This is a genomic window from Arthrobacter sp. lap29, from assembly GCF_032458965.1.
GTDB classification, from domain to species: domain Bacteria; phylum Actinomycetota; class Actinomycetes; order Actinomycetales; family Micrococcaceae; genus Specibacter; species Specibacter psychrochitiniphilus.
In genome coordinates, this window is the sequence record NZ_JAUCEK010000010.1 from 41,280 (window position 1) to 58,724 (window position 17,445).

General features: G+C 59.9%; 18 protein-coding genes and 1 pseudogene. 11 read left to right on the forward strand and 8 right to left on the reverse strand.

What is annotated here, in order from left to right; all coding sequences use genetic code 11:
- The first annotated feature begins 4 nt into the window (after nt 1–4).
- Nucleotides 5–328, forward strand: a complete 324-nt coding sequence (locus tag RY113_RS15885; protein ID WP_315915352.1) for a putative quinol monooxygenase — start codon at nt 5–7, stop codon at nt 326–328.
- A complete protein-coding gene (locus RY113_RS15890) occupies nt 325–3,060 on the forward strand; it encodes an ATP-dependent RNA helicase (protein ID WP_396334252.1) in 2,736 nt (911 codons plus the stop codon). Before RY113_RS15885 ends, RY113_RS15890 begins: the two co-directional genes overlap by 4 nt.
- Before the next feature lie 46 nt (nt 3,061–3,106).
- On the opposite strand, the gene RY113_RS15895 is transcribed toward RY113_RS15890, so the two are convergent.
- Both RY113_RS15895 and RY113_RS15900 read right to left on the reverse strand, forming a co-directional pair.
- Nucleotides 3,107–3,967: an SDR family oxidoreductase gene (locus RY113_RS15895; protein ID WP_308467726.1), complete on the reverse strand. Its 861-nt coding sequence runs from the start codon at nt 3,965–3,967 to the stop codon at nt 3,107–3,109.
- The gene (locus tag RY113_RS15900; RefSeq protein ID WP_110106818.1) at nt 3,967–4,530 is read right to left on the reverse strand and encodes a Dps family protein; all 564 of its coding nucleotides are present in this window, start codon (nt 4,528–4,530) and stop codon (nt 3,967–3,969) included. The genes RY113_RS15895 and RY113_RS15900 overlap by 1 nt, the downstream gene beginning before the upstream one ends.
- Before the next feature lie 353 nt (nt 4,531–4,883).
- On the opposite strand from RY113_RS15900, the gene RY113_RS15905 reads away from it, so the two are divergent.
- Nucleotides 4,884–6,746, forward strand: a complete 1,863-nt coding sequence (locus tag RY113_RS15905; protein ID WP_315915353.1) for a family 20 glycosylhydrolase — start codon at nt 4,884–4,886, stop codon at nt 6,744–6,746.
- Nucleotides 6,747–6,908: 162 nt separating this feature from the next.
- On the opposite strand, the gene RY113_RS15910 is transcribed toward RY113_RS15905, so the two are convergent.
- The gene (locus RY113_RS15910; RefSeq protein ID WP_110106883.1) at nt 6,909–7,529 is read right to left on the reverse strand and encodes an L-threonylcarbamoyladenylate synthase; all 621 of its coding nucleotides are present in this window, start codon (nt 7,527–7,529) and stop codon (nt 6,909–6,911) included.
- Nucleotides 7,530–7,769: 240 nt separating this feature from the next.
- Nucleotides 7,770–7,976 (reverse strand): annotated as a pseudogene (locus RY113_RS15915) (PLP-dependent aminotransferase family protein); the annotation flags it as partial.
- A gap of 57 nt (nt 7,977–8,033) precedes the next feature.
- Here RY113_RS15915 and RY113_RS15920 point away from each other — a divergent pair.
- Together RY113_RS15920 and RY113_RS15925 are read left to right on the forward strand one after the other, a co-directional pair.
- Nucleotides 8,034–8,330 carry an FMN-binding negative transcriptional regulator gene (locus tag RY113_RS15920; protein WP_315915355.1) on the forward strand — a complete coding sequence of 99 codons (297 nt, stop codon included), beginning with the start codon at nt 8,034–8,036 and terminating at the stop codon, nt 8,328–8,330.
- 185 nt (nt 8,331–8,515) lie between these two features.
- Nucleotides 8,516–10,909, forward strand: coding sequence for a transglycosylase domain-containing protein (locus RY113_RS15925; protein WP_315915356.1), 2,394 nt, complete (start codon nt 8,516–8,518; stop codon nt 10,907–10,909).
- 637 nt (nt 10,910–11,546) lie between these two features.
- Here the strand turns inward: RY113_RS15925 and RY113_RS15930 are convergent.
- Together RY113_RS15930 and RY113_RS15935 are read right to left on the reverse strand one after the other, a co-directional pair.
- Nucleotides 11,547–11,855, reverse strand: coding sequence for a hypothetical protein (locus RY113_RS15930; RefSeq protein ID WP_110106814.1), 309 nt, complete (start codon nt 11,853–11,855; stop codon nt 11,547–11,549).
- A 331-nt stretch (nt 11,856–12,186) separates the two neighbouring features.
- Nucleotides 12,187–12,633: a Clp protease N-terminal domain-containing protein gene (locus RY113_RS15935; protein WP_315915358.1), complete on the reverse strand. Its 447-nt coding sequence runs from the start codon at nt 12,631–12,633 to the stop codon at nt 12,187–12,189.
- A gap of 269 nt (nt 12,634–12,902) precedes the next feature.
- Here RY113_RS15935 and RY113_RS15940 point away from each other — a divergent pair, with 269 nt between their 5' ends.
- The 4 genes from RY113_RS15940 to RY113_RS15955 are packed head-to-tail and all read left to right on the forward strand — an operon-like array spanning nt 12,903 to nt 14,211.
- Entirely contained in the window at nt 12,903–13,190 is a 288-nt protein-coding gene (locus RY113_RS15940) for a ribbon-helix-helix domain-containing protein (RefSeq protein WP_315915359.1), read from the forward strand.
- The gene (locus tag RY113_RS15945) at nt 13,187–13,450 is read left to right on the forward strand and encodes a type II toxin-antitoxin system RelE/ParE family toxin (protein WP_315915360.1); all 264 of its coding nucleotides are present in this window, start codon (nt 13,187–13,189) and stop codon (nt 13,448–13,450) included. The genes RY113_RS15940 and RY113_RS15945 overlap by 4 nt, the downstream gene beginning before the upstream one ends.
- A complete protein-coding gene (locus RY113_RS15950; protein WP_315915361.1) occupies nt 13,447–13,596 on the forward strand; it encodes a hypothetical protein in 150 nt (49 codons plus the stop codon). Before RY113_RS15945 ends, RY113_RS15950 begins: the two co-directional genes overlap by 4 nt.
- Nucleotides 13,597–13,623: 27 nt before the next feature.
- Nucleotides 13,624–14,211, forward strand: a complete 588-nt coding sequence (locus RY113_RS15955; protein WP_315915362.1) for a DinB family protein — start codon at nt 13,624–13,626, stop codon at nt 14,209–14,211.
- 112 nt (nt 14,212–14,323) lie between these two features.
- On the opposite strand, the gene RY113_RS15960 is transcribed toward RY113_RS15955, so the two are convergent.
- Entirely contained in the window at nt 14,324–15,370 is a 1,047-nt protein-coding gene (locus RY113_RS15960) for an IS110 family transposase (RefSeq protein WP_154606175.1), read from the reverse strand.
- Nucleotides 15,371–15,692: 322 nt separating this feature from the next.
- Between RY113_RS15960 and RY113_RS18545 the strand changes: the two genes are divergently transcribed.
- Both RY113_RS18545 and RY113_RS15965 read left to right on the forward strand, forming a co-directional pair.
- Nucleotides 15,693–16,094: a putative adhesin gene (locus RY113_RS18545; RefSeq protein WP_396334253.1), complete on the forward strand. Its 402-nt coding sequence runs from the start codon at nt 15,693–15,695 to the stop codon at nt 16,092–16,094.
- Between the two features lie 21 nt (nt 16,095–16,115).
- A complete protein-coding gene (locus tag RY113_RS15965; RefSeq protein WP_146213055.1) occupies nt 16,116–16,577 on the forward strand; it encodes a hypothetical protein in 462 nt (153 codons plus the stop codon).
- On the opposite strand, the gene RY113_RS15970 is transcribed toward RY113_RS15965, so the two are convergent.
- Entirely contained in the window at nt 16,535–17,356 is an 822-nt protein-coding gene (locus RY113_RS15970) for a transposase (protein WP_315915364.1), read from the reverse strand. The two genes, RY113_RS15965 and RY113_RS15970, sit on opposite strands and share 43 nt — an antisense overlap.
- Between the last annotated feature and the right edge of the window lie 89 nt (nt 17,357–17,445).

Below are 17,445 nucleotides of genomic sequence, written 5' to 3' on the forward strand. Positions count from 1 at the left end.
CAGCATGTACTTCATTGTTGTGAAATTTCAGGTCAAGCCCGAGTCCGCCGCCACGTTCATGGAGCGTGTGGGGCCCTTCACGGAGGCAACCCGCGCCGAACCGGGCAATCTCTGGTTTGATTGGTCACGCAGCGTCGCTGACCCCCATGAATTCATCCTGATTGAGGCGTTCCTGGACGATGACGCCGCCGGAGCCCACGTCAACAGCGACCACTTCAAGGCAGGGCTAGAGACCATGCGCCCGGCGCTAATCTCTACCCCAAAGATTGTTTCGCGCAAGGTTGAGGGCGATTCCTGGGGCGAGATGGGCGAACTTCAGATCAGTTGAGTTCCCTGTCTACGCCCGCTGTGGGGCATCTCCCGCAGGGGCCCTTCAACCTTGCTGCGATTGGGCAGGGGCTGGTCTTTGCCCAATCACTGCCCGAGCTGGCCAACGTCCTTGCCTCCGACGCAGACGGGGGCGCTGCTGCCGTGGTTCAGGCACCTCCGGGCACGGGTAAAACCACCCTGGTGCCACCCCTGGCCGCCAACGTTTTCGCTGCGAGTTCCGCACAGCGGATCCTGGTGACCCAGCCTCGCCGGGTAGCCGTCCGCTCCGCCGCCCGCCGCTTGGCGAGCCTGGATGGGAGCGCTCTCGGAAGCAAGGTTGGCTACACCGTGCGCGGGGAAAGCCGGGTGAGCGCCGAGACCATCATTGAATTCCTCACCCCTGGGATCCTGCTACGCCGCCTGCTGCACAACCCGGGGCTGGAAGGCGTCAGCACTGTGGTCCTTGACGAAGTCCACGAGCGCGGTCTGGACACCGATCTCCTGCTGGGCCTGCTGGGCGAAGTCCGGCAACTACGCGGCGATCTGAGCCTTGTGGCCATGTCAGCCACGCTGGATGCGGCCCGTTTTGCCCGGCTCTTGGGCCCGGACGACGCCGGGTCCCCGGCTCCCGTGGTTGACTGCCCCTCGGCGCTGTTCCCCCTCGAGGTTAAATGGGCGCCTCCTGCCCAGCCCCGCCTTGACCAGCGCGGCATCACCCGCGCTTTCCTTGACCATGTTGCTGACACTGCCGCCACCTTCCATGCACGCGCCCTCGCCGAGAACCACGAGATTGACGCGCTCGTGTTCGCTCCCGGCGCCTGGGAAGTCTCCCACATTGCCTCCCGCCTGCGCTCATCCGCTCACGGAACCGAGGTGCTGGAGTTGCACGGCCAGGTCTCGGCCCGGGAGCAGGACCGTGCCGTTTCGGCACGGGAACCTGGCGGAGCCCCGCGCATCATTGTTTCGACCTCCTTGGCGGAGTCCTCGCTGACGGTACCGGGGGTGCGCCTGGTGATTGATTCCGGTCTCTCACGCGAGCCCCGCCGTGACGCGGTGCGGGGGATGACGGGGCTCGTTACGGTTTCCACCTCACGAGCCTCGGCCGAACAGCGTGCGGGCCGCGCAGCCCGGCTGGGCCCTGGCACCGTGGTGCGCTGCTACGACCAAAAGACTTTTGCCGCGGCACCGGCCCACCCCATGCCTGAGATTGCTGTTGCCGATCTCAGTGCCGCAGCCCTGCTGTTGGCATGCTGGGGTGCCCCCGGGGGAGTGGGCCTGCGGCTGCCCGATGCCCCCAGCGCTCAGTCCATGGCTACGGCCGTGGACACCCTGACGGGCCTGGGTGCCCTTGATGCCACAGGGCACGCCACGGCGCTTGGCAAGACACTCGCGGAGATTCCCGCAGATCCCCGCCTGGCCCGTGCGCTACTCAACGGAGCCTCCGTGGTAGGCGCCACGGCGGCCGCCGAAATTGTGGCTCTGGTATCCGGTGACGGGAGGGCTCCCGGCGCCGATCTGCAGGCACTACTTTCCACCATGCGCTCCGGCCTGCGTGCATCAGGGGACCCCGCTGCGCGCCGCTGGAACCAGGAGGTGCGCCGGCTCGAACAACTCGTGCAGACGGATGCCCGCAAGCCGGAGAAGGACACGGCCGCCGGCACAAGTACTGCTGGTTCCATCCCCGCCGATCCAATCCTCCCTGGCTCCATGCCCGCTGGGCCTCTTTCCGCCGGTTCAATTCCACCGGTGGGGCGGGCTGATGTGGTGGGGTTCGTCGTCGGGCTGGCCTTTCCTGATAAGGTGGCGCGGCTGGTCCCCAACGCCGCCGGTGCGCAATATTTGCTTTCCTCCGGCACCCGGGCCGGTCTGCCGGCGGGCAGTGCACTGACGGGGCACGAGTGGTTAGCTGTGGCTGATGTTGCCCGTGCGCAGGGCCGTGATGCTGCTGGCACGGGCGCCATCATCCGTTCTGCGGCGCCGCTGGATCAGGGGCTCGTGGAAATCGTGGCAGCACATCTGCTCCAGGACTCCGTGGTGGCAACGTTTAACAGCGGTAGGGTCTCGGCCCGGCGGGAGCGCCGGCTTGGGGCGATCATCCTCGCCTCTACCCCCGTGAAGGCGACCGCCGCGCAAGGACGTGAGGCGGTGGCGGCAGCGCTGGCCAAGGAGGGCCTAGGATTGCTGAACTGGCAGGTCAGCGCGGATATGTTGCGCCGCCGCATGGCGCTGCTGCACCGTGTGGTGGGATCCCCGTGGCCGGACGTTGGCGATAAGGCGCTACTGGCCCGCCTGCCGGACTGGCTCGGGCCGGAACTTGAGGCTGTTGCCGGGGGACGTGCGTTGTCCGCGCTTTCACTGACAGATCCGCTGCGCAGGCTCCTACCGTGGCCCGAGGCATCGCGTCTGGCCGAGCTGGCCCCTGAATCGCTGGCCGTGCCGAGCGGTTCCCAGATCCGGATCGACTACCCCGCAGTATCCGAGGAGGGCCCTCCCGTGGTGGCCGTTAAGCTACAGGAATGCTTTGGGCTGGCAGAGACTCCCCATCTGGTCAACGGCAGGGTGCGGGTGCTGTTCCATCTGCTCTCACCCGCGCGCAGGCCGCTGGCCGTGACGGATGATTTAGCCTCTTTCTGGAGTGGTCCTTACGCACAGGTCCGGGCCGAGATGCGTGGGCGCTATCCCAAACATCCCTGGCCCGAAGATCCATGGAGCGCTCCGGCAACCGCCAAGGTCAAGAAGCGCATGTCCTGAATCAGCCTGTTCCGGTTAGCACTGTTTGGATTCACACTGTTCTGATTCATTCCTCGGAAGCTTGGCTGGTGCCACTTCTTGTGGCCTCCCGCCAATCGTTGTTGGTCAAGTGCGAGCTGGCTTGGGCGCCCACTTCGGCCATGCCGCCGTCTACCTCCCAGCTGGCCCCCGTGACGTAACTTGCAGCGGGGGAGGCCAAGAAGGTGATGACGGCAGCCACCTCCTCGGCTGTACCGCCATAGCCCAAAGGGATTCCCGGGCGCGGGATCTCATGCGGATGCCGGCTCTCAGTCACAGGCAAGTGCGTGGCAATCTCACCCGGTGCCACGGCGTTGACGTTGATGCCATGGCCGGAAAGTTCCAAGGCGAGCGTCTTGGTCAAGCCGTCCAGACCGTATTTAGAGGCGCAATACGCACCAAAGCCAAACCGTGGCTGATGGCCATGAATGCTTGTGACCACCACCATTCGGCCCCCTTTTTCGCCGGCGACTAGTATCTTCGCGGCTGCCTGCATACACAAGAAAGCGCCGTTGAGGTTGGTGTCCAGAATCCGTTGCCACTCCTGGAGTTCAGTGTCTATGACGGACTTGTTCAAACCAATGCCCACATTGTTCACGAACACGCCCAACGAGCCCAGCGCAGTAGCCAGATCCGTGATCACGGGGGCACAGCTTGCGAAGTTCCTCGTGTCCAACCACGCGGCATGAGAACGCTGACCCAGGGCTTCAATGCTCCTGGCGGTATCGGCGGCTCCGGCCTCGTCGTCATGCCAAGTAAACCCAACATCATGCCCCGCACCGGCCAAGGCAATGGCCGTGGCCTTGCCTATGCCAGAGTCGGCGCCCGTAACAATGGCGGTGCGTGGATAATCGGTACGGGCACCTGCGGCAGTGTGTTGAATCGGCACTATTTTGGCGCCTTGGCCGCCGCCGAACGTTCGGTCTTGCTCCCGGCACTGGCGAGGTCCCCGTCGTCGTCCTCCAAGTGTGCGCGCATGAACCACTGGAACAACTCCAATTGTGCGCACTGCTGGATGAGCATATCCTCGGTGATCGGATCCAGGGCGCCCACCTTCGCCAGAGTCTCGCGGTGGCTCTTGAGGAAGCCGGTGTACACCAGATCCAGTGCGGCAAGGTGGGCTGAGGTGTGCGCCCTCCCAATCGAGTAGTCGTCCCAGGACCGTGCGGACACGAGAGCGCCGGGCAGGCCGTTGGGGGAGACACCCAAGGTGGCAATCCGTTCTGCCGTCTGATCCACCATGGCCCGCACCAGATCAATCTGGGGGTCAAGCATCTCGTGGACGCTGATGAAGTCCCTGCCCACCACATTCCAATGCGCATGCTTGAGCGTTAACTGCAGATCGTTCAGGGCGTGGAGACGGGGCTGAAGCAAGGTGGCCATCTTATGGCCGTCTTGCAACGTAAGGCCCGGAACCGTGTATCCCGCATGGGCTGTTCTCTTGGTGACCATGGCAACTCCCTTGTTCTTTGATGCTCGTGTGGACTCTTTGAGGCCGGAGCAGCATTCATTCCAACCACTCCCACGCTAACCACAACGGAGCCGAAGATCTAGAGCCACGCAATAGCGGGCTCCAATGTGTCAGCCCTGTCTCAGCAGTCTGGGCAGCGCGGTGTTGATCAGCACCTGGGGATCTGGGCGGCGCGGGAAGAACCGTGCACTCACCAGCACCGCCGGAATAGGGTCTAGTTGCCCACGTCACAATTGCACCTTCCTGATCGCAAGACCGTAGTTTTACTATGAATGTTTCATATCTGATCATCTAGTGCCACATTTTTAGTCGTTGGCTTTCAGGAGTTGCCCGCATGCCCTCATTGAATCGAAAGCTGGCCATCATGGCCGCAGCATCTGTCCTGGCCTGCTCGAGCATTCCGGTGGGACTGGCATTTGCTGCGGAGCAGACCCTGCCCGCTCCGGCGGCGCTGGTTCCCAATGTGCAGACCTTTGAACCCGGCGTCACGGCGTGGAGCCCGCTGCCTGGCACACGGATTGTGGTGGACCCGGCCTTCGCCACAGAGCTTGGCCAAGAAGCCACCACGCTGGCTCATGAGTTGGCTTCTGAGGGACACCTGGGTGCACCTGCCCAGACAGTACTGGGCGGGCCCGTCGATGCGGATGACATCCACCTCACCCTGGCGAAAGTCCACAACAACACGGCGGAAGCCTATGAGATCACCGTCAATGACGGTCTCCAGATCCGCGCAAGTGATGCCGCCGGGGCCTTTTACGCGAGCAGGACGCTGCTGCAGGTGCTCCGAACTGAGGATAATTACTCGGGCACCGTCACCGACTGGCCGGCCTATGTTCAGCGCGGTGTCATGGTGGACATGGCCCGCAAGTATTACTCACCGGAGTGGGCTGAGCAGCTCATGCGCAGCATGTCCTACCGCAAGCTGAACACCTTGCAGTTCCACATGAACGACGGCGTGGGGTTCCGGATTGAATCCAAAACTCACCCTGAGATTGTCTCCCCTGAACATTGGAGCCAGGACGATGTGCGGGACCTGCTGGCAACGGCTGCCAGGTACCACATCGAGGTGGTACCGGACATTGACTCGCCGGCCCATTTGGATCACGTTTTGAAGGTGCACCCCGAGTGGCGGCTGACGTTGAGGAACGGCCAGACCCTGAATAGCCACCTTGACTACTCCATCCCTGAAGCCCGGGCTTTTATGAAGGAATTGGTGGGCGAAATGGCTGATCTTTTCCCCGGTAAGTACTTCCATCTAGGGGGCGACGAATTCTTCCCCGCACCCTGGCAGGGCAATGGCCCTGACACCGTGACGGCAAGTTCCGCGCCACAGCTGCTCAGTTTCGCTGCCGAAAAGGTGGGTCCTGGCGCTACTATTCTTGATGGTTATGAGTGGTACATGAATGATCTGATCGCCCTGCTCAAGACTAAGAACAAGACCGCCAAGGTATGGAATGATGATGTTTATCCCGGTGAAGGAATCCTAGACTTGGATAAGTCAGCTGAGGTTGAGGGCTGGATTCGTTGGAACAACTCCAAACCAAACGCAGGCCAGATCTCCGATGCCGGCTATGACATGGTCAACGCCAATGGCGACTACCTGTACTTCATCCTGACGGGCGACGGCGTGGGCACAGGCCCCAATAAGAACCCCGAAGGTATCTACGAGCGCTGGAATCCGCGGCGTTTCATGGGAGTTGCCGGCAATGGTGGAGACTATGACCTCCCTGCGGACAAGCCGCTGATGGGTGCCCACCTCTCCATCTGGTCGGACAACCCTGCCGCGCTGACAGAACAGCAAGTTGAAACGGCGTTCCTTGCCTGGCAGGATTCCTTCGCGCAGCAAATGTGGGGCTCACCAAAATTGGTGGCCAGCTATGCCGCGTTTGAACCACTTGCTAGGAGCCTGGGGGCTGCCCCTGCAGCAGTGAACGCGGAGGTATCCCTCGTTGACCCGGCGCCGGAGACGGCGGCACCAACAACTGGTGCGCCAACAACTGCAGCGCCCACAACTGGAGCACCGACAACTGGTGCGACCATGGTGCCTGCCAACAGTCCAACGGCCGGGACGGGCCTGGCCATGACAGGTAGCTCCAGCAACATGCTCCTCGGCACCGCGGCGCTATTCATGCTCGGTGGGGCCGCTCTCTTCGGGCTGACGCGCAGGAATCGACGCTCAGGGGCACGCGCTCACTAGGATGCTGCCTGCAATACCCGGCTGAGAACCAGGGTTAATCGCACAAGGTAAGAGCCGCCGTCGGACGTTCTTGAGGGAACACGACGGCGGCCCTTGCCTTTGTGCCAGCAAGGCACGCTGGCCTAAACGCTCTGCCTGAGGAACGTCCTGCTGAGAGACCTCCTATTCGAAGCGGCTGGGGTCCCCCATGCCGCGGCGGACTACTTCGGCATATCCGCTGGAGAAATCCACCACGGTGGTGGGTTCGGCGCCAACGTCACCCGAATCGATGACAGCGTCTACCACGTGGTCCAGCGCTTCCTTGATTTCCCAGCCCTGCGTCAACGGTTCTTCCTCGTCAGGCAGCAGCAGGGTGCTTGAAAGCATGGGTTCGCCAAGTTCTTCGAGGATGTCGTGGATCAGGCGGCTATCCGGAATGCGGACCCCGACAGTTTTCTTCTTCGGGTGCGCCAGCCGCTTCGGGACTTCCTTAGTGGCCGGCAGGATGAAGGTATAGGGACCGGGAGTCACAGCCTTAATGGTCCGGAAAATATCGTTGTCAACCATGACGAACTGGCCCAGTTGTGCAAAATCTTTACAGACCAGCGTGAAGTGGTGCTTGCTGTCGAGGCGTCGGATGGTGCGGATGCGTTCCAAGGCCTCACGGTTGCCCAGCTGTGCACCCAGTGCATAGCAAGAATCCGTGGGGTAGGCAATGAGACCGCCAGATTGCAAGATGGCCACAATCTGGCTGACAGAACGCGCCTGCGGATCGTGGGGGTGGATATCGAAAAATTTAGCCATGCCCCGAGCATACGACCCCGCGGCCCGCACCGCCGCCATTACCCACATTCCAAGAGCGTTTTTCCTGCCCCGCGGGGCACCGTCACTACGTTTGCCGCCAGAAGCCCCCAGGCGGGCTCGAATCTCCTCCCGAAGGTGGTGTGAGCCGAGGAGAAGGACCATTGCTGTCTGCAGGACGCATTTCTGTAAGTGAAGGATGGCCCTATTCCAGTTCTGCCCAGACCCCAGCTTTTGGCTATTGCGGTTTAGGGCCTGGCCCAGGATGCGGGCGCCTTGTGCATAGGCCCCGGGATTCGGTCCTGAGTAGTTGAGGCGAACGAAGGGGCCGGCGGGCTCGGCGGGGAACCACTCGTCGCCGGGCGCACTAATGACTCCGGCTCTCTCACAATCGCTGGCAAGCCGTTCGAGGCTGGTTCCGTCTGGCAGGCGTAGCCATAGGTGTAGCCCACTGGACGCGTTGTGCCAACGTGGAACTATTCAACCGTTCACCTACACAGCAACCTTGTGATCTACGAGGATCAAGTCTGGCTTGGCAACCACATCCGCACACTGACCGCCGTCAATGAAGCCGAATCAGAGCATCCTTGGAACGTTGAGGATGCGCCCAAGAAATTCATCACAACTCAGCTGAGAGCCATTGTTGGCATCGAATTGATTATCACAAGAATCGATGCGAAGAAGAAGCTCAGCCAAAACCGCGCCGAGGCGGACATTCCCGGAGTCATAGCCGGGCTTAAAGGCTGCGGTCACGCCCACATGGCCACCCAAATTGGGCAATCCAGGGCTCGAATAACGAAATAGCCGGACTACCCCAAATTAGCGCCATAAGCCTGTTTCTCGGGAGTGCCAGGTATTTGCGGACAGGGGGCTTTCAGCTAATTCCCATTTTTAAGGTGCACTCTGAAAAGTGCCTATGCCGTCGGTTGCCAACCATGGTCCGGCAGAGGAAACGGCACGAGCCACCGCAGCTAACGAGGGGAAAGCCCATGGCCCAGGACGCACAATCGAAACCAGGCCCCGCTAGGAAACCATCCGGAGTGCCCTCCGGGCAGCTGGGTGCCGGGAGGTCCTTGGCCCAGTTGGGGCGTTTCTTCGCCATCTGCGCTCTAGCAGGAACATTGGTCGCGGTTATGTTCGTACCGGGCGCAGCCATTGCCACAACGGCCATGCGCGGGGCAGAGGATTTCATTACAAATGCTCCAGCAGCACTGGATATGGCGGCCCCGCCCCAAGCAACCACCATTCTTGCTTCCGACGGCTCAACCATCGCCACGTTGTATGCACAAGATCGCCAGATCGTTGATTTGAAGGCCATGTCACCCTTTATCAGAGACGGCATTGTCTCTATCGAGGATGCCCGATTCTACGAACATGGCGGAGTGGACCCCACGGGCATCCTGCGTGCGCTTGTAGCCACTGTCAACGGCGGCCGTCAGGGTGCTTCCACCATCACCCAGCAGTACGTGAATAACATGCTGATTGAACAGCTCGTGGCTGATGGTAAAACCGACGAAGCCAAGTTCGGTCTGGAAAAGACGATGGCCGACAAGGTCAATGAAATGCGTCTGGCAATCAGCTTGGAAAAGACCATGTCAAAAGACCAGATCCTTGCCGGCTACCTGAATATCATTTATTTTGGCAATGGAGCCTACGGCATTGAAGCCGCCGCCAAGCTGTACTTCAATTCCACAGCGGCTAACCTGACTCTTCCCCAAGCTGCTGCACTCGCGGGAGTTGTGAACAACCCCAGCTATTACGATCCCATCACCGAGCCGGAGCATCTGGTTGACCGCCGTAACGATGTGCTGGGAAAGATGCTCGTGCAGGGAAAAATCAGCCAAAAAGACCACGATGCGGCTGTCAAGACTCCATTGACCCTGCACGTAACACGATCTGCCCAAGGCTGTACAGCCGCCACTATGGCACCCTACTTCTGTGACTATGTGCAACAGCTCATCCTCAATGACAAGACGTTTGGTGCCACGGAAGAGGCTCGCACCAAGCTTCTCTATCAAGGCGGTTTGAGCATCAAGACCACGCTGGAACCGGCACTGCAAAAGGTGGCGCAGGAACAAGTTAACAACACCATCTCCGCAGCCGATCCGTTGCAGCGCGGTGCCGCCGTAGTCAGTGTTCAGCCAGGCACCGGCAAGGTGCTCACCATGGCCCAAAACACCGTCTACAACCCGGCCGCCGCTCCGGGTAACTACATGGGCAATTTTGCCTTACCCGTCAATGACGCCAGTGGCCAACCGCTCCACGGTGCCGGTGGCTTCGCCATTGGTTCCACGTTCAAGCCCTTTGTGTTTGCTGAGTGGCTCAACAGCGGCCATTCCATGATGACCTCCATCAACGGTGCCGTGCAGGAATACCCTGTGGGCTATCCGTGGAAGAACTCCTGCGGCACCACCACGGGTTCTTACGATCCTTCCGTGCCTGGTCAGAGCCTGCTCCCTAATGACGGGCCCAACGATTACCATTCGATGACGGCGTACCTTGGGCTGGCCATTTCCATCAACACGGTCACCTTCCAGACCGCCACGGCCCTAGACTTTTGCAACATTCAGAAAATGGCCACGGCCGCAGGGGTTAAGGACGGGCACACCAACAAGCCGTACGACCTCTCCGAGATCTCGGCACTGATTGGCACCCACGATGTGGCCCCCATTGACATGGCGACGGCGTTTGCCACCTTTGCCAACGACGGCGTGCGCTGCAGTCCTGTCGCACTGATCTCGGTCACAGATGCGGCCGGCACAAAGTATCCGGTTCCGGGCGCCGACTGCAAGCGAGCCATGACCTCGGAGGTGGCAGCCGGTGTCACACACGCATTGAACTATATGCTCACCAACGGTTCCGGCTACGCCATCCCGCTCAACAACAAGGACTCCTCTTTCGCCAAGACGGGCACAACGGATGGCAATATCCAGACGTGGACCGTGGGCGGGAACTCCGGAGTTTCCACAGCGGCCTGGTTTGGCAGCTACCAGGGCAATGACGATAAGTACATCAACCAGAACATCACCATCAACGGCATCTACTACCCCAACATTGACGGCAATCAACTCGCTGGCAGTAACTGGGCCGCCGTCATGAATGCCGCGGCTGCTACGCAAGGCTATGGGCCAAAGCCTCTCACCCCGCCTCCCTTCAGCATGATTGCACCTACTGCGCCCTACGTTGCAGGGGTCAACGACCCCAAGCCAGGGGATGTGCAGTTGCCTGTTCCTGGCACCGAGCAGGCTCCACTACAACCTGCCAATCCTCTGCAAGGGTCCGTCCCGAGCGAACCAACGACGCCGGAGAAACCCACAGTCCCAGCAGCGCCTTCTTCCCCGGCAGCGCCGGCTGAACCCAGCAAACCGGCTGCACAGCCTTGATCCACCCTGCACAGCTGGGAGGGACAAGTCTGTTCCTTCTCGAGATTCTTGACGATGGGGCGCTGCCGCAGAAGACGGGAAAACTACGCTGAGGTCGGCTACCACGCTGCAATGGCCTGCATCTGCCCATGCCGTTCCTAGCGGCGTTGACCCGTGGGCGCGTCTTTGGCTGATGAGTCCAAAAGTGGATTCGTTGAATGATGGGGCATGGGCGCTCCTCTCCAGAACTAAGGAACTGGAGAACCAGGGGGAGTGAGGCCTGATGTCATAGACTCCTTCCGGCCCAATCACCGCCGGATCAGCGTGTGCGGCGGCGCCACCCCCAGCAGAGCTGGAAACTGTCTACCCTGATCACCATCAGAGTCATGCACCCGTCAGGCTAACCGTTTGAGTAACTTTCCGGACGCGCCGGGGCGGTACACACGGCGACGAGCGAGGGAATTGTGCACAGTCACAACCAAGTGACCGCTGATAGGGCCGAGGATCAGATCCTTGGTGATGGGTAGAAATCCCACAATCAGGATCTCAAACGATCGTCTTAGCAAAGGACTGCTGCTGCCCAAAAAGCGTTCCTGTCCCTGACCCGCGGGAGGTTCTTCAGGTGGCCGCCGTATTGCCGCTACTCCTCGTGGCCCTCTTACTCATGCTCTGGGACGAGCACCAGGGCCAATGCGGGATCAATGAAGGACGCCAGGAAAAGCGGCAGAAACCTCTTGCCCGTGCACCGGTAAGCGACCGTATCGCCCGCAACTGCGGCGAAGGCCACGGGGCGACTCGAGTCACGCCCACTGTGAATGCGCACAGTGTGATCGCCAGCTGCGATCGGTATCTCGATCGACTCATTCATCGCGACCGCCCCGGCTGCGTCGCCGTCGAGTTCAACCTCATATGGCGCGCGCCGAACCTCGACCCCGATTGCCTTGTGCGTCAACCTCAGTGTTGCCATGATCGCTGGTCCTTAGCCACCCAATACTTCTGGTATCCAGTCTACGCGCCCGGCCCTTAGCTGCGATATGCACTCTTTACCCTTCGCTGGTTGCTTGGCGGTTTAGGAAACAACCCTTGAGTTCCAGGGTTCCCCGCCGGAATCTAGAGTGTGTTCCGCCCGGGACTGTCATGGGCAACTCTTCAGCTCCAGCCCGCCGATGAATCCGCAGGTCAGTCTCGGACCGGCTTGCGGGACGGTCCGAGATGCCTATCCGGATGGACCCTTGCGGGTGTTTGCGAGGATAGGACGGCGGGCGATCGCTGCCGGTTGCCCAGCTCTGAGCAACCGGTCACCCTTGCGTAAGCGCCGCCATTACCCGCGTTTGTGCACTGTCTCGATCCACACCCGCAGCGACCAGCGCCCGATCCAGGCGGTCGCTATGGACACTTAACACCCCGAACAATAGGTGCTTGGTCCCGACGTGATCGGAGTGAAGCTCCCGCGCGGTGCGCTGCGCGGTCTTGAGTGCCTCCAGAGACTTGCGGGTGAACGGCAACTCTTCTGAGGTGTCCTCCGGACCAGGGGAGGCGAAACTCACTATCGCATCGCGCATCTCGTCCGGCCAGACGCCCAGCGCCGTCTGCACCGTGTCCGGAAAAGCGTGCAAAAGCCCCAATAGTAGATGCTCAGGACCGATGTACGAGTCATGCATCATCCACCTTGACTCTTCCTGAGCCATGAACACCGCCCGCCGGGCACCGTCGGTGTAGTTCTGAGACATCTTCGAACCGGTCATGCCCCAAAGCGTAGTCTTCGCGGAGCGCCGACACCACGGGCGCACCTCCCCGGAGGAGGATGACCTGTGACCCGGCCGCTAATCGAGCTGCGGCCGTATCAGGCGTTCCCGCTGAGGGTTCCGCCTCCGGGCAGCGTCGCGGACACTCAGTAGAGGTGTCGTTTGGGAAATGTGAAATTGTACAGAAGTATCTTTCGTCAGCAGCATTGCTCGGGTAGGCAAGAGCAGGAGCACTGTTAGTCAATGTAAACATCGTTTACAATGTTTATATGAGCACTGTAACACCTCTTGGCCGGCCCATCTCGGTACGGCTTCCTGAAGATCTGCGTGAGCGTCTTGAAGCGCTCGCCAAAGCAACTCGGCGCAGCCTAGGCGACGTTGTACGCGAGGTATTGGAGCGAGACCTTTCGGAATTGGAATGGGAACAGCGCATCATTGCTCGTTCTGCGGATCTTCGATCGGGCCGTGTCCAATCTGTGCCTCTTGCCGTGATAGAGGGCGAGCTTGGGCTAAAAGATGCCTTGGTTGATGCCAGCATTTTGGATGAGATCGAGTGAGCTGGGAGGTCGAGCTAGCGCCCGACGCAGCGAAGTGGTTTCGGAAAGCTGACCTCCAGAATGCCCGGCGTATTCGTGCCGCGCTCCGAGCGATCACCACGCTCGAAAACCCCCGGGACCGAGGCAAGGCCCTCACTGGAGGGATGTCCGGCCTGTGGAGGTATCGCGTCGGCGATTTTCGAATTGTCTGCGATCTACAAGATGCACGCCTGGTCATTTTGGTGATTGATGTTGATCATCGCAGCAGTATCTATGGATGAACACGGGATTCCCGATTTACGGGGCGCTCAGTAGCCAAAGTTGGGCTGAATCGGCGGGGATCGAAGCCGCTGCAGATGCCCGGCACTATCTTGTCCCGCTCAAGGTTCCCCTCCTGACAGGCGAGGGCTGTGCTGAGGGGTATTGAGAATGACAGCAATATTAGACTCAGTTCATGCCAATTGATAAAAATGCCAGCGGGACGCAGCTTCGTGAATATCTGAACGATGCCCGCGAAGCGATCTTGTGGAAATGTGAGGGCTTGAGTGATGCCCAAGCACGTACTGCCTTGACTCCAACCGGCACCCATGTCATGGGCCTGCTGCTCCATCTGGCCGTCACCGAATCCGAATATTTCATTGCATGTCTTGGACGGGAAATTGAGGACCCCGTTATCCGGGGCGTCATCGAAGCCGAGGACGCTCAGGCAGACTTCCTCCCTCCGCCTAATATGACGCTTGTCGATGTGGTTAAGATCTATCGGGAGACAACCACCGCAGCCGATGCAGTACTCGACGAATTGGAACTGGATTCCCCGGCCGTTGTGCCGTGGTGGATGAAGCATCGGCACACTACGGTGGAACGCCTCCTGGTGCACATGATCGCCGAGTCTCACCGTCATGCCGGACATTTGGATATCGTGCGCGAACAGTTAGACGGCTTCATCGGATTGCGCCCATCCGCGCCGAACATTCCAGACCTCACGCCCGATCAGTGGAAAGAGCAGCGTCTGCGGATGAAAGAGCTAGCCGACAGAGCATAGCCAAAGCATCAGCCATCCCGGTGAAGGGTCCCGTTACGAGCGTGGCATGTTCACACCAAGGATGATCCGACCCGGACATAACCCACTTAGCGTGACCCTTCTATGGGTTCTGTCAAGGGACCAGCACGCGTAGCTGACGAAAAGCCTTCCGAAGGATATACCGCTTCAGCAACCGCTTGATTTCCCGGTAGCTTAGGCCCTCAGCCTTGCGTTTCTCCACGTAGTCTTTGGTCTGAGGATCGAACTGCATCCGCACCTTGGCAATGACGTCCACCGCCTGGTTCAGCATCCTATCGCCATGCCGGTTAAGCCGGTGCCGTACCGTATTTCCTGAGGATGCCTGCAACGGGGCCACCCCGGCCATGGACGCGAACGCCGCTTCGGAATGCACCCTGCCAGGGTGTGAGTACGCGATCAGGATCCACGCGACGGTCACCGGCCCATACCCGAACTGGGAGGCCAAACCAGGGGCTATCTGCTCATCCAGCTCGGCCATTTGCGCCTTGTTCGAGGCCAGTAACTTGTCAGCGGCAAGCACGGCTGTGGCTAGGCGAATCGCTTCGGCCCGGGCGTAGCGTTGTGCTACCGAATCGGTGGGGTGTTCACGCCAGGCGCTGATCTGCCTGACCTGCTTGTCAGTCAGGGCTTTACGGGCATCAACGCTAAGGTCGATTTCCCGGGCCAGGGCGGTCAGAGCATTGCGGTTCCGGGTGCGTTCAGCATCGATGCGTTCGCGGCTGGCGACAAGCACGTTCAACGCTGAGCGGGTGCCTTCGGTGCGGGGTGTGAGCAGGCGCTCGGTGTCCTGATTCAGGATGCCCAGAGCCGCTGCGGTGGCGTCGATTTCGTCGGTCTTGCCCACCCCAGCACGGGCCTGTTTGCGTGGTGGTTTGACCTCGACCACGGTGATTCCGGCCTCTGTCAGGGCGTGGGTGATCGTGGCCCCGTAGGAGCGGGTTCCCTCCACTGCGGCCAGCAGGGTGCCGGTGGTGCGTTTGGTGATCCAAGCCAGGGCCCGGTTCATGCCGGCAGTGCTGGTGGGGAATGCCTGGCAGGCCTCTCTCGTGCCGGTGTGGGTGTTGATGATGGCGTAGGTGTGGGTGCGTGCGTGGGTGTCGATTCCGATGACGTAATCGTATTTTTCTGCAACGATGGTCATGACGGCTTCGCCTCCTTCTTCGGTTCGATGCCGTAAGGGTTGGCACCCGTCCGGGAAAGGATTCTTGGCAGGCAGTTCTCTAATGAGTCACGCACCTGTAAGGGTGTGGACGGCCTTCTATTAAGCCATGTCAAGGGGCCGGATTGGTGCCACCCACCATGACGGACAAGTCACGCTGAAGTCACTCAGATTGCTCTGAGGACAGAATTTCCGTGAGTCACATCGTAGTAGGTGGCATCAATCTTGCCAGCGGGTCCCAGACCTGCCAATAACCATTAGAGAATTTCCGTACCACTCATCCTCAGACCCCGATTATTCACCGGTGGGGGCAGGGAACTCGGCCGGTCATGGGATCGCAGCGCTGGCTGGGAAAAATCCACAGGTATTGTCTGGGTACGGTGGAATTCTCGCTGGTGACCTGAGTACAGTGACAGTTCCAGCTGGAACCAAGATTCGTTTTTATGGACCTCATAATGAGTCAATTTTTGATTCTCTTGGAAATAAAATCGAATTATCTCCTCGCTGGCCGTTTACACAACGCGCCGCAGAAGTTGCCCGGCCCGGCGATATCGTCCCTGACTACCTGCTGGATCCGCCAGCAGGGCTGAAAATCGTGGGTAGCCCGGTAACAGTTGAGACTCCAACACGCCTATCCGAGCTCGTTAAAAATGGTAGAAGTTCCGGCTGGGCTCCTTGTCGAAATGTTGCAAGCCCAAGCCCATAGCAACTGATGAATGGAGTAGTTTTGCCCTATATCGCTGATGGAACAACGGTAGGTGAGCCGCAAGTTAAAGGGAGGTTGGGGCGTGTGAAGCGTCCTAGTAAACATCAAGAACTTGTTGGACTCTCCGGTATTCCAGCCACCTTTGGTCAATGGATCGCCTTTGGCTGGCTTGAACCAGGATCTGAATACACGGCCGGGCTCTTTCCAGAAACCTTTGTCCAGGCTCTTGAAGTGGCTGCAATGGATCCTGTCTTCGTCACGAGGGGCTTTCATATGTGCCAGTATTGTTCAGCTTCTTCAGGCAGTTTTGGTCCCATATCCTACCGGACGTTCCACGGCGGCCAGCTTCAGCTGGGTTCAGCTTGCTTGAAAGTTACCGATCGTCAGCAACGAGTGTGGCTGGCCCCCACTCTTGTTTTGCATTACATCAGCGAACATAACTACCGTCCACCAACTGATCTCTTGGAATCTTTTCCCGTGTAAATGCGAGCGTTGCATGAAACGCTCCAAGGAAACGAGCGAAGAGCCGGGTCAGCCTCAGCGATCCTCGCCGCGCTGGTTGCGCTCGTTCTGGCGGTGACTATCGGATTACGCAAAATTAGGGAATTGGCTATCCATGTAACTGCCGTGATTATGCGGCCTGTGGGGTTCGCCAGGATCTTTCGAGCGGTGTTCCGGCGAGTGTGCACGGTAGTGGATGGGGCGCCGGTGGCAGGATGCGGACATCCTTCGGCTTTCGGTGGATGACGGCCACGCTTGTGTAGGGGGCGGCTAAGCCGGCAACTGCTGATTCGAGTAGTCGGAAGAACAGCTAGCCCCTCGTGTGGAAGTTGCGTCGGTTGAAACGGAACACGAACTGATCTGCGCCCAGCATGGATGACCCGGATGGCTTCTACCGTGCCGATACTGGTTTCCGGAGTGACGAGGTCTTGATGGGTCAAGGCAGTGTGCGCTGCAGTGTAGGCGTCAATGGCATCGGATTTACCCTTCATACGGCGCACCATTTTGGCCGGGCGGATCACTTCCACGACTTCAATATTTCGGGCTTGAAGATGACGGGTCAATCCTGCCCCGTAGGAGTTGGTCCCCTCGATTCCTACCCGCAGGAGTTCTCCTTGGCAGGTGATAAATGCTGTCAGTGCCTGATATCCCGCTTTCGTTGCCGGGAACTGCACCGCGCTGAGGTGCTCGCCGTGCAAACTGATCACCGCCGCGTAATGGGTGTCTTTATGTGTATCTACACCCGCGATAATCTGAGCCATGGCCTGTTTCCCATCCTTCCAATCTGCCTACAATTGAAAGGTGGCGATCAGGCTGGCAGACAAGACGTTGACGAGATCACTGGCCGTGC

Excerpts from the sequence above, each read along its gene's own strand:
- RY113_RS15910 (WP_110106883.1), bottom strand. The coding sequence starts at position 7,529 with ATGGCTAAATTTTTCGATATCCACCCCCACGATCCGCAGGCGCGTTCT.
- RY113_RS15960 (WP_154606175.1), bottom strand. The coding sequence starts at position 15,370 with ATGACCATCGTTGCAGAAAAATACGATTACGTCATCGGAATCGACACC.
- RY113_RS15940 (WP_315915359.1), top strand. The coding sequence starts at position 12,903 with ATGAGCACTGTAACACCTCTTGGCCGGCCCATCTCGGTACGGCTTCCT.
- RY113_RS15905 (WP_315915353.1), top strand. The coding sequence starts at position 4,884 with ATGCCCTCATTGAATCGAAAGCTGGCCATCATGGCCGCAGCATCTGTC.
- RY113_RS15955 (WP_315915362.1), top strand. The coding sequence starts at position 13,624 with ATGCCAATTGATAAAAATGCCAGCGGGACGCAGCTTCGTGAATATCTG.
- RY113_RS15925 (WP_315915356.1), top strand. The coding sequence starts at position 8,516 with ATGGCCCAGGACGCACAATCGAAACCAGGCCCCGCTAGGAAACCATCC.
- RY113_RS15935 (WP_315915358.1), bottom strand. The coding sequence starts at position 12,633 with ATGACCGGTTCGAAGATGTCTCAGAACTACACCGACGGTGCCCGGCGG.
- RY113_RS15900 (WP_110106818.1), bottom strand. The coding sequence starts at position 4,530 with ATGGTCACCAAGAGAACAGCCCATGCGGGATACACGGTTCCGGGCCTT.
- RY113_RS15970 (WP_315915364.1), bottom strand. The coding sequence starts at position 17,356 with ATGGCTCAGATTATCGCGGGTGTAGATACACATAAAGACACCCATTAC.
- RY113_RS15950 (WP_315915361.1), top strand. The coding sequence starts at position 13,447 with ATGAACACGGGATTCCCGATTTACGGGGCGCTCAGTAGCCAAAGTTGG.
- RY113_RS15930 (WP_110106814.1), bottom strand. The coding sequence starts at position 11,855 with ATGGCAACACTGAGGTTGACGCACAAGGCAATCGGGGTCGAGGTTCGG.
- RY113_RS15885 (WP_315915352.1), top strand. The coding sequence starts at position 5 with ATGTACTTCATTGTTGTGAAATTTCAGGTCAAGCCCGAGTCCGCCGCC.